At 41.8% G+C, this 11,616-nt stretch carries 7 protein-coding genes and 1 other RNA gene; 6 read left to right on the top strand and 2 right to left on the bottom strand.

The window, feature by feature from the left end; genetic code table 11:
• Positions 1 to 105: 105 nt before the first annotated feature.
• The gene (locus tag ACFGVR_RS20405) at positions 106 to 1,113 is read left to right on the top strand and encodes a PorP/SprF family type IX secretion system membrane protein (protein ID WP_448699355.1); all 1,008 of its coding nucleotides are present in this window, start codon (positions 106 to 108) and stop codon (positions 1,111 to 1,113) included.
• A gap of 1 nt (position 1,114) precedes the next feature.
• Here ACFGVR_RS20405 and ACFGVR_RS20400 read toward each other — a convergent pair whose 3' ends face one another.
• A complete protein-coding gene (locus tag ACFGVR_RS20400; protein ID WP_448699354.1) occupies positions 1,115 to 1,693 on the bottom strand; it encodes a nitroreductase family protein in 579 nt (192 codons plus the stop codon).
• Positions 1,694 to 1,707: 14 nt separating this feature from the next.
• Complete coding sequence (locus tag ACFGVR_RS20395; protein WP_448699353.1) at positions 1,708 to 4,140, bottom strand: alpha-ketoacid dehydrogenase subunit alpha/beta; 2,433 nt, start codon at positions 4,138 to 4,140, stop codon at positions 1,708 to 1,710.
• Between the two features lie 138 nt (positions 4,141 to 4,278).
• Between ACFGVR_RS20395 and ACFGVR_RS20390 the strand changes: the two genes are divergently transcribed.
• The 5 genes from ACFGVR_RS20390 to ACFGVR_RS20370 all read left to right on the top strand — a co-directional run bounded on the left by ACFGVR_RS20390 (position 4,279) and on the right by ACFGVR_RS20370 (position 11,616).
• Positions 4,279 to 4,704 (top strand): DUF1573 domain-containing protein, encoded by a 426-nt coding sequence (locus ACFGVR_RS20390; RefSeq protein WP_448699352.1) that lies wholly within the window; start codon positions 4,279 to 4,281, stop codon positions 4,702 to 4,704.
• 125 nt (positions 4,705 to 4,829) lie between these two features.
• The gene (locus ACFGVR_RS20385; RefSeq protein WP_448699351.1) at positions 4,830 to 6,026 is read left to right on the top strand and encodes a pyridoxal phosphate-dependent aminotransferase; all 1,197 of its coding nucleotides are present in this window, start codon (positions 4,830 to 4,832) and stop codon (positions 6,024 to 6,026) included.
• A 102-nt stretch (positions 6,027 to 6,128) separates the two neighbouring features.
• Positions 6,129 to 6,496, top strand: a transfer-messenger RNA (tmRNA) gene (gene ssrA, locus ACFGVR_RS20380).
• 1,031 nt (positions 6,497 to 7,527) lie between these two features.
• Positions 7,528 to 9,420 carry a 7TM diverse intracellular signaling domain-containing protein gene (locus ACFGVR_RS20375; protein WP_448699350.1) on the top strand — a complete coding sequence of 631 codons (1,893 nt, stop codon included), beginning with the start codon at positions 7,528 to 7,530 and terminating at the stop codon, positions 9,418 to 9,420.
• Positions 9,421 to 9,783: 363 nt separating this feature from the next.
• On the top strand, positions 9,784 to 11,616 hold the full coding sequence (locus ACFGVR_RS20370) for a glycoside hydrolase family 2 protein (protein WP_448699349.1): 1,833 nt from the start codon (positions 9,784 to 9,786) through the stop codon (positions 11,614 to 11,616).

Genomic DNA, 11,616 nt, shown 5'->3' with positions numbered 1-11,616 from the left:
CTGCGAACGTTATTGGTGCAGTATAATTACTTAGATTACATCTATAGGCCAATTTTTAAAACAAACATAAAACCGTCGGGAGAGATTGTTACAATTACCAGCTAAATGAAGAGATTTTGTACTATAGTTTTGTTTGTTATTACAGGCTTACAGCTCCGCGCTCAGCAAAGGCCGCAATATACCCAATATGTTTTCAATCCTATTTTAGTTAACCCTGCTGTTAGTGGTATTGAAAATTATACTGATGTTAAAGCAGGTTACCGCAGCCAATGGACGGGATTGCAAGGCGCACCTGTTACTTCATACTTTACTATTAATGCTCCTTTAGGTAGTAATTTTTTAGAAGGCGATGCTACACAAAGCCCGGCTAATGGCGATAACCCGCTTGGGCGCGCATTTACCCAGACTTATATGGCTGCTGAGCCACACCATGGCATTGGCTTAACTGTGGTTACTGATAAAGCCGGCCCCATCAGGCAAACTAATTTTGATGCTACATACGCCTATCATTTGGGTATTTCGCCAACCTTAAACCTGGCTGTCGGTGTATCGGCAGGGGTATCTAACTATACGCTTAATACAGCCGAAGTAACTACAGAGTTTTCTGACCCTGCCATAAACGGCGGCAATTATAACCAATTTAAACCTGATGTTGGCGCAGGATTATGGGCCTATTCATCAACTTATTTTATTGGTGCTTCGGTACAGCAATTGCTGCCACAAACCATTACTTTTAGCAGTAATCCTATTTACAATCAGGGCAAAACCGTACCACATTTTTTCTTCACAGCGGGTGTTAAATTGTTTTTAAGCGATGATATTACCCTTTTACCATCAACAATGGTGAAGGTGGTTAACCCCGTGCCCGCCAGTTATGATATTAATATGAAATTGGCTTTTCGCGATCATTTCTGGATAGGCGGAGCATATCGTCAACAGGATGCCGTAGCAGCCATGGTCGGCTTTAATATCGGATCGTTTTTGAGCTTTGGTTATTCGTACGATTATACAACGTCGAACCTTAACTCAGTAAGTAACGGTACGCACGAAATTGTATTGGGCATATTTTTAAATAACCGCTACAAGGTTACCTGTCCGCAACACACCTTTTAAGTTAACCTACCCATTTTACTTTCTCGCTTAACGCGATAGTTCGTTCGCCGGCAGATTTGTTATCGGTGTAACCCAGATATAAAATACCTAATATTACGTCCTCGTTCCTTAAGTTTAAAAAATCTTTCATTTCGGGTTTAAGTACCATGCCGCCGGTTCCCCAGTAGCTGGCTATCCCCAGGTCTGTTGCGCCAAGTAAAATGTTTTGCATGGCACAGGCTGTTGCGGCTATTTCTTCAATGACAGGAATTTTAGATAACGGCCCCCGTTGCATGATGCAGATTATCACATGCGACGCCTTATCGCCCATGTGCAGCAATTTTTCATAGTTAAATTGCATAAAGTCTTCGGCGGATGTTTTGTCGCGGTAAAACTCGGCATGTTCGCTACAAAACAGTTTGGGATCAGCGTATACTATAAACCGCCAGGGTTCGGTATTGGCGTGAGTAGGCGCCCAATCTGCCAATTGCAGCAACTGCCATATTTGCTCATCGGGTACTTTCTTTCCATTCATCATTGGCGGTTTAGTTGTACGCCTGTTTTTAATGATGGAGAAAAGGGTAGAGGGAGTATCGGACATGAACTGATTTTTAATTAATATACCGGCGGAAATTTATCCGGATTGGTTTCACCCATCATCGCGTACACCGCTTCAACAACATCTTCATGCGAAGGTTTGCTGAAATAGTCGCCGTCAGAACCATAAGGTGGACGGTGTTGTTTAGCCGTTAAAGTACGTGGCTGCGAATCAAGGGTGTAATAGCCGTTTTGTACCTCCAATATATGTTGTAGAATATAAGCAGAAGCACCGCCCGGCACATCCTCATCAATAATCAATAATTTATTTGTTTTCTTTAATGAATTGATACAGATATGGCCGGTATCAAAAGGATAAAGCGTTTGCGGATCAATAATTTCAACATCGATACCAATTGCTTCAAGGTTGGCAGCAGCCTCCTGTACAATCCGCAGGGTTGAACCGTAAGATACGATGGTAACGTCTTTGCCCGGGCGCAAAATTTCAGCCTTGCCTAATGGCACGGTAAATTCACCTACGTTTTCGGGCAGCCTTTCTTTTAAACGGTAGCCATTTAAACATTCAATAACCAAGGCCGGCTCGTCGCCACGCAGCAAGGTATTATACATGCCTGCAGCCTGGGTCATGTTGCGGGGTACGCAAATATGTATGCCTCTTAAAACATTCAAAATAAAGCCCAGTGGTGAACCCGAATGCCAGATACCTTCGAGCCGGTGACCTCGTGTACGGATAATTACAGGTGCCTTTTGCCCTGCTTTGGTACGATAGCTTAGGCTTGCCAGATCGTCGCTTAAAACGTTCATTGCATACATCAGGTAATCAAGATATTGTATTTCGGCAATTGGCCGTAAGCCGCGCATCGCCAAACCCATGCCCTGACCAATAATAGTAGCTTCGCGTATACCGGTATCAGTTATGCGCAGGTCGCCAAACTTTAATTGTAAGCCTGCAAAGCCTTGGTTAACATCACCAATGGCGCCAACATCCTCACCAAAGGCAACTATGCTTTTATCACGGTTAAAATTGGCTTCAAAGCAGGTATTTAATACCTCGCTGCCATTAATGCCTTTCGCATCATCTGTATAAACAGGCGCAATAACCGGTACGTTAAGCGGTGAATGCGGTGTTTCGGTAAACAGTTTAGAGTTAAAACGCTCTTTGTTCTTTTCGTTTTCTAACTTTACCCATTCCAATAATTGTGTACGTGTATCGTTACTCTCGTTAACCGTTAATAACAAAGCTTTGCGAGCTGCCGACAGTACTTCGCGACGGCCGGGGTCAATAGATTCATTAACTTCACGGGCGATTTTTGATAGCTCTGTACCGTGAGCCGATGTTTCGGCCATGTTATTGATAAATTCTACAGCTTGATCAAGCTCAACTTTAATTTCAGTGTTAAACTCGTTCCAGGCTTCACGCTGGTAATGGCGGGCGGTTTTTTTAGCAATTTCTTCCAGTTCATCCAATTCCTGTGGAGTAGCTATTGCAGTTTCAAGCATCCATTTACGCATTTGTAGTAAACAGTCGTGCTCTTCTTCCCAGGTTAAGCGCTCTTTCGATTTATAGCGTTCGTGCGAGCCGGAGGTTGAATGCCCCTGTGGCTGTGTCATTTCAGTTATGTGGATCAACACCGGCACATGCTCTTTACGGCAAACAGCAATGGCGCGTTCATAAGTTTCGCAAAGCGCTACATAATCCCAGCCACGTACTTTAAAAATTTCATACCCATTGGTACCATCTTCGCGCTGAAAGCCTTTTAGTATTTCAGATATATCCTCTTTAGTAGTTTGATATTTTGCCGGTACTGATATACCATAGGCATCATCCCAAACGGAAATAGCCATAGGCACCTGTAAAACACCGGCAGCATTAAAGGCTTCAAAAAATAAACCTTCGGATGTTGAAGCATTGCCAATAGTACCAAAGGCAACCTCGTTACCATTTACCGAGAATTTTTTAAGATATTCAAGCTCCTTATTCTGCCTAAATAATTTTGATGCATAGGCCAGGCCTAACAAACGGGGCATGTGACCACCGGTTGTTGATATATCCGATGCACAGTTCATCATTTGCGTCAGGTCGTACCAGTCACCATTTTCGTCAATTGTCCGTGTAGCAAAGTGGCAGTTCATTTGTCTACCGGCAGACGATGGATCTTTTTCAATATCGGGGTTGGCGTATAGTTGGGCAAAAAACTCTTTTAAATTGCTCATGCCGGTGGCAAACATAAAGGTTTGGTCGCGATAGTAACCCGCGCGCCAATCGCCTTTACGAAAAGCCTTGGCCATGGCCAGTTGGGCAACTTCTTTACCGTCGCCAAAAATACCGAATTTAGCCTTGCCTGTAAGCACCTCACGGCGGCCTATCAGGCTGGCCTGACGGCTCTCAAAACCAATACGATAGTCATTAATAACAATCTGCTTAAAGCCATCAAAGCTTAGTGGTGCAGCATCAGGTTTGGTAGTTGCGTTAACTGCTGTTTCGAGCATATATAATTTGGGTTACTCAGCAAAAGTATAAAATTCTATTTCGCTTGCATCATTATTTACTGTCAAACTAATGTTTTTTCGAATAGTTTTTTTGGAATAGAATAAAACATTATATTTGTGTATTACGTATACAAGACTATGAAAAAACTAATGATTTTATGCGCAGTGATCTTAGGATTTACCATTACTGCATCAGCACAAACAGATACCAAACCTGAGTTTAAATTTAACGAGGAAAAACACGACTTTGGTAAAATACCTCAAAATAAACCAGTTACCACTGAATTTGCTTTTACCAATATTGGTGAGGAACCATTAATTTTAACCAATGTACAACCTACATGCGGTTGTACCATTGCCGATTACACTAAAACTCCTGTAAAAAAAGGCGATAAAGGGGTTATTAAAATTACCTACAATGCAATTAATCCTGCCCCATTCAGCAAAAGCATCGTAGTAACATCAAACGCTAAAACACCTACCAAAGTGTTGATCATTATGGGCGAAGTTATCCCGGCAGCAGCGCCTGCGCCAACGGGTACTACAGGGACCACTCAAAAGTAATTTTAATTACAAAATATGTAAATCCCTGCTTAATAAAGCAGGGATTTTTTGTTTTATCAGGTGGCGGTTTCGTAACAATTGCGTAAGTGCTATGTAGCATTACTGCAAATTTGTAATTTTGTAACATGCCAAAAATTTCGCAAAAGGGTATAGGTATGCCCGCGTCGCCAATAAGAAAGTTAACTCCCTTCGCAGATAAGGCCAAACAGCAAGGCAAAAAGGTTTATCATCTAAATATCGGCCAGCCCGATATTGAAACACCCGAAGGCATGCTTAACGCTATAAAAAATATATCGTTCAAAGTGTGGGCCTATACCGCTTCCGAAGGTACCTTATCATACCGCACCAAGCTGGCGTCGTACTATAATAAACTCGGTTATAACATTACGCCCGATCATATTATAGTTACAACCGGCGGCTCCGAGGCTATTATCATCACCATGATGACCTGCCTTAACCCCGGCGATGAGGTGATCATCCCTGAACCGTTTTATGCCAACTATAATGGTTTTGCCTGCCAGAGCGATATTGTGGTTAAGCCTATATTATCGCACATTGAAAATGGCTTTGCCTTACCGCCGATAAGCGAGTTTGAAAAAGTGATCACCAGTAAAACCAAAGCGATCATCATCTGTAATCCAAATAATCCAACAGGTTATTTATACTCAGAAGAAGAGTTGCAGGCATTAAAAGAGTTATGCCTTAAATATGATCTGTATTTATTTTCGGATGAAGCCTACCGCGAATTTTGCTATGATGGCCGTACGTTTACATCGCCGATGCACCTGGATGGTTTGGACGAAAATGTAGTGGTTTTAGATACTGTAAGTAAACGTTATAGCGCTTGCGGTGCACGTTTAGGGTGCATGATCACTAAAAACAAAGAGATTTTAACCGCAGCATTAAAATTTGCACAGGCTCGCCTTAGTCCGGGTATGGTTGAACAGATTGCCGGCGAAGCCGCTGTTGATACTCCAGACAACTATTTTGAGAAAGTGAATGTTGAGTATACCAAACGCCGTAACATTTTAGTAGAAAGCCTGAATAGGATAGAAGGGGTATTTTGCCCTAACCCCGGTGGGGCATTTTATGTTGTGGCCAAATTCCCGATTGATAATGCCGATAAATTTTGCCAGTGGATGCTGGAAGAATTTAGCTACGATAACCAAACCGTGATGATGGCGCCTGCAACGGGCTTTTACAGCTCGCCCGGTGCTGGTACTAACGAGGTTAGGATGGCATACGTTTTAAATACTGATGATCTGCAAAAGGCGATGGTTTGCCTTGAAGAAGGACTGAGAGTGTATCCGGGAAGAAAATAGTAGTAGCAATGGCAGTTTTTAGTGACAGTAGATGCCTTGCTGTAACAAAAAAGCGTATCTTTGCAAACTTATCATCACTGCTACTGCCACTAAATAAAAAATGGGGTCGACCGGAATTGACAGGATGGAGATAAGTATGTAAGCATGCAGCGCGTTGGGTGAATTAGCGCTTTAATCTGAACGCTCAAACTTTCAAATGGCGAAAATCAATACGCCTTAGCTGCCTAATTTAGAATTAGCATAGCTTTTGTCCCGCCGGTGTTCTGTTTCGTTGAACCGGCAACAGGGGCACCGAAAAATGAAACTGGCTTGTTTAGGGTACGATAAACAAGTGAGAAACAGTATCTAAGAGAGTAGTACAGGTAATCGGTTGACCTTCTGCTCTTCGAAAACCTAACAACAGATAAGCATGTAGAAAGCCTACCTTATACCATGTTTGGACGAGGGTTCGAATCCCTCCGGCTCCACATTTTAATCGCTAAAAGGCCTTATTTAATAAATAATGGCCTTTTTTTATTGAATTTTAGAATGTGGTAGCAATTTTGGTAGCAAAATTTCGAGTGATTTATATGCGCATCACATAAACAAATCATTTATGTAGTTTACACGTTCCGTGTTTATCATAAGCAGTGTAGTTCTGATCTTCATTTAAGGCACCATATCACTAATTCTGTATCTGGCTACTGCCGGTCTACAGGTATTATTAGTCATGAAAGGATTACTGAAAGTAAATAATTGCCGCAATGTTCAAAGAACTTAGGAGTTCTTATCAGACTCAATAGAAATAACATAAGTATTTCAATCATATTACTTTATGTCGCTATCGTTTGATCTCGATTTGTTTTATCCCAAAAACCGACCCACCCGGTCGGCAAAATGCGATTTTAAAAACGCGAATTGACCTGCCCGTCTTTTGGGAGATAACCCTCGTGACATTGCTGACATTATTCGAATATGTTTGTAAACGTCATTATATAACCAGAATATTTAATCGCTTCCCGCCGGGACGACTTAAAATGCAGTTTCTGTATACAGAGGCTGCGTTTTTTGCTTCATGGGTAATGGAATGGGTAGAGTTGCAATGAGCCTGAATGCCGTGCGAATGAGCCGGAATAACACAAATGATTTATCTAAGCCATGTCTGAGTACGATTTTTACCCAATTGTAAAGAGGTAAAATTACCGATGACAACAATGGCGATCCTGGAAAACAATACGAGGCTTATGAAACCGGATTTCGGGGAGCTTTCGGGAAGCGAGAATGCGTTTTTAGGTGCTAAATTTCTTGAGAGTGCAACGATCTGCTCATTAGATGAAAGCCACTTTACCATTCAAACTTCAAATAAATTACGCTTTAATCACTGTCGAGTATCGCATTTACCTTTTATCTCTTCTACTATATCTACCCCAATAGTAAATTTAATCTAAATAGGTTAGCGGTACACTTCGTATATTAGTCCGGCTTAAATATAAACTAACCGTTTCCCTGCCATACCTATTTAATGAACAGAGCTTTAAAGAAGAGGAAAGGCCTTTTCATCATTTTTATTTTTTTAACATTAAGTAGTTTAATCAAATTGCCGTGCCTGGCGCAAAATACGGTACCATTTGAGAGTAACATAAAGCAACATATATTTTCTTATAGCGAGATCTATGGATTTGAGGACAGAAAAAGTGTCATGCATATCCAGGATATAGTCAGCCCAGCCGTCTCTTCCCAATTTGAACCATCTAAAACCTTTACGCCAAAAACGTATGACCGCAATACCACATACTGGTACCGTATCCGTTTAAGCAATAAATCCAGAACTAACGAGAACTGGGTGTTAGAGTTTTATGATCAAACGATTGATCATATTGATGTTTATGTCGAACTAAGCCCCGGTAATTTCAAAGAATATAAATTAGGGGCCGGTATCGGGTTTGCGAATCGTGCCTATCATCATAAAAATATTACCTTTTTGATCGACAAAAATTTTACCGGTGACAGGGTATATTATTTTGCGGTAAGGACGGAGCAACCTGCTGCCGTAATGGTCGTATTAAAGAATTTAAGCTGGTTCATTCAATACGGCTTGCGCGAATACCTTTTATTAGGCACGCTTTATGGCATGATATTGGTTTTTTGCGTGTACAATTTCTTGTTGTTTTTTGCCCTCCGTCAAAAACAGTACATCTACTATATACTTTATAATTTAAGTATCGGGATTTACGAAATTAGCTCGAACGGTATCGCCTATCAATATTTCTGGCCCGACTCCCCGCGCTGGAACGAGATTGCTTATGGTGTGGCTTTGTATTTTGCCAGTACGTTTGCGTTGCAGTTTACGCGTATGTTCCTTCATCTAAAAACAAAGGCGCCATGGTTGGATAAAGCGGTTATTGCAACAGTGGTATTGCGAAGTGCTTTCTTCTTAGTGTGCCTGGTTATCGATAAGCATTTATTTGTATATAAGGTTATAGAAATCGTCCCCATTCTCCTCGCCTTATTTTCCGGGTGTTATGTTTGGTATAAAGGGTATCATCCGGCCCGATTTTTTGTTGCCGGGTACTCTTTTATTTTATTGGGATTCATGATCCGCCTGATCAAAGTATTGATCGTCGTTAATCTTCCTTTTGGTCCTGCCAATTTTTACAGTTTAAGTTTCTGCCTGTTGTTGGAGATGCTTTTTGTTTCGTTTGCGATCAGCGATAACGTGCGGATAATTAAAAAGAAGAAAGAAAAGGCGCAGAAAAGGATCATTCTGGAATTACAGCATAACCAGGCTTTAAAAGATAATCTGAACAGACAGTTGGAGCTTAAAGTTCAGGAACGTACCAGCGAGGTGGTCGAAAAATCCGCCATCATTGAGAAGAAGAATCTTGAGCTGATGGAGCAGGCACAAGAGATTAGCAGGATAAATGCCCTCTTGCGTTCGGATAATGAGGTTCTTCACATCAATATTGAAGAGGTGAATGAGGCGAGGGTAATGTCTAAAGAGGTTAATTTCGAGGAGTTCAGTAAGATCTATCCGGATAACCAGGCCTGCTTTAAGTTTTTAGCAAAATTAAAATGGGAAAATGGCTTTAAGTGCAAAAAATGCGGATGCGAGAACCATTTTAACGGCCATGCTCCTTTTAGTAAACGCTGTACTGATTGCGATTACGAGGAATCGGTAACCACAAATACCATATTTCATAAAAGCAAGATCCCTATCAACAAGGCATTTTATATAGTATATCTGTTGTACAGCACCAAAGGTAAAATATCATCCTATAAATTATCCGAGGTTCTGGATATCAGGCAAGCTACCTGCTGGTCGTACAGCAGCAAGATACTCAAGGTGATGGAAGAGCGTAAGAAAGTATTACGCAACGCCGGCGAAAAGGGCTGGAGCAGGCTTGTACTTGAATAAATTCACTACTCTTCTTTTTATACTATACTACTTCACCCTCTTTTCATAAAAAAGCAACATTTTTTCTGGTTTTTTTTACGCGTATTACTTTTTTTATTTTATCGCAGGTAAAAACCGCTATGTACGTGATATACCAGTTTTTAGCATCAAATAGCAGCGGTGCTTAAGTGTATTAAATTTGATTTAACTACCTATAAATCAATTAAATACGACAAATAATTCTTGCTTAATCCGATTTTTCTAAATTATATTTGTCAGCATAAACCAGTTGACGATACAAATATTAAGGGTCATAATACCTTTTTAGTCGCGATAACCGCACTTAAGCAGTGCAAACCTATTTTTTACTCTAATTATAAATTAATGATCCGTTTTTTAAGGCTTATTTTATTTTCTGCTGCTTTGTTACCTGCGCTGAACGCATCTGCTCAGCGCGAGATAATCACCAATATCCCTTCGCGTAATACGCTAAACCTGAATGGCAGGTGGCAATACATCATTGATCCCTACGAAACCGGATTTTATGATTACCGCTACCAGGAACGTAAAGAAAGTGATGCCGAAGCTTACTGGAGCAGTGATGTGCAGGCTAATAAAATGGACCGGAAAGAGCATGGCTATATTGATAAGTATACCCTGAATGTGCCTTCGGACTGGAACTCACAAAATGATAGATTGTACTATTATGAGGGAACGGTTTGGTACAAAAGGTCATTCGACTATAAAAAAACAGCGATCTCAAACCAGTTGTACATTTATTTCGGAGCAGTGAACTATCGGGCCGACGTTTATCTCAACGGTAAAAAACTGGGGATGCATAAAGGCGGCTTTACACCATTCAACTTTCTCATTCCCGATTCGGTACTCAAGGCAAAGGATAACTACCTCGTTGTTAAAGTTGATAACAAGCGTTATGCTGATGAGATCCCTACGCTAAATACCGATTGGTGGAACTATGGAGGTATTACACGTGACGTAAAACTGGTGGAGTTACCCACCTCCGCCATCACCGATTATCAAATCCAATTATCGCCAACTTCACCAGATAACGAAGTATCTGGCTGGGTGCGTTTGACCAATACCGGTGACAATGAAAAAGTGACGGTTGAAATACCGGAACTGAACGTTAAGCAAACGTTCGCGGCAAATAACAACCTGGTTCAGGTTCAATTTAAACTTCCGCAAGTTCAATTATGGTCGCCCGAAAATCCCAAGTGTTACCGGGTAATAGTTCGCACAAAATATGATAAGGTTGAAGAAAAAATTGGCTTCCGTAAAGTTAAAGTGGAGGGCAAGCGCATTTTAGTAAACGGAGAAGCTATTTTTCTTCGCGGGATAAGCATCCATGGCGAAATACCACAGGGTAAGCGTCGTGCGCATAGCCAGGATGATGCGGTGCAATTATTGACATGGGCGAGGGAGTTGGGTTGCAATATGGTGCGTTTAGCCCATTACCCGCATGATGAGAAAATGACGCGCCTTGCCGATTCATTGGGCTTGTTCGTATGGTCGGAGATACCGGTTTACTGGACCATCGATTTTTCGAGTCCGGCAGTGCTGGCCAAAGCGCAGGCGCAATTACACGAAATGATCTCGCGCGACCATAACCGTGCCAGTATTATCATTTGGTCGGTTGGCAACGAAACGCCGGTGAGCGATAGCCGCACTAACTTTATGAAGACCTTGTTGCAAACTGCAAAAAATACTGATCCCACACGTCTCGTTTCAGCCGCGTTGGAGGTTGACTATCATTCGGCCGAAAACATGAGGAGCGTCGACGATCCCTTAGGAGAGTATGTAGATGTGGTAGCTTTTAACGAATACCTGGGCTGGTACGGCGGCACGCCCGAAAGTTGCCGTGATGCCAGATGGGCAACCAAGTACAACAAACCTTTGTTCATCAGCGAAACAGGGGCCGAAGCACTTGGCGGAAACCATGGTGATGAAGGTACGCTCTGGACCGAGGAGTTTCAGGAACGGTTTTACCGCGAACAGGTGAGCATGTTGAAGCGTATGCCTGAGAATTATATAGGCATTTCGCCATGGATACTGGCCGATTTCAGATCGCCAAGGCGCAACAACCCTGTTTACCAGGAAGGCTGGAACAATAAAGGGCTGATCGACCATGACGGTCACAAGAAAAAAGCATTTTATATCCTCAAAAATTACTATACCGAATTGCAGAAAAAAGACTAA

This window comes from Mucilaginibacter aureus, assembly GCF_053514885.1.
Note: the sequence above shows the minus strand (reverse complement) of the source record. Positions and strands in the feature narration are given on the sequence as shown.

What these genes read in the sequence shown, in the direction of transcription:
- ACFGVR_RS20405 (WP_448699355.1), top strand. Translation starts at nt 106, where the DNA reads ATGAAGAGATTTTGTACTATAGTTTTGTTTGTTATTACAGGCTTACAG.
- ACFGVR_RS20400 (WP_448699354.1), bottom strand. Translation starts at nt 1,693, where the DNA reads ATGTCCGATACTCCCTCTACCCTTTTCTCCATCATTAAAAACAGGCGT.
- ACFGVR_RS20395 (WP_448699353.1), bottom strand. Translation starts at nt 4,140, where the DNA reads ATGCTCGAAACAGCAGTTAACGCAACTACCAAACCTGATGCTGCACCA.
- ACFGVR_RS20390 (WP_448699352.1), top strand. Translation starts at nt 4,279, where the DNA reads ATGAAAAAACTAATGATTTTATGCGCAGTGATCTTAGGATTTACCATT.
- ACFGVR_RS20385 (WP_448699351.1), top strand. Translation starts at nt 4,830, where the DNA reads ATGCCAAAAATTTCGCAAAAGGGTATAGGTATGCCCGCGTCGCCAATA.
- ACFGVR_RS20375 (WP_448699350.1), top strand. Translation starts at nt 7,528, where the DNA reads ATGAACAGAGCTTTAAAGAAGAGGAAAGGCCTTTTCATCATTTTTATT.
- ACFGVR_RS20370 (WP_448699349.1), top strand. Translation starts at nt 9,784, where the DNA reads ATGATCCGTTTTTTAAGGCTTATTTTATTTTCTGCTGCTTTGTTACCT.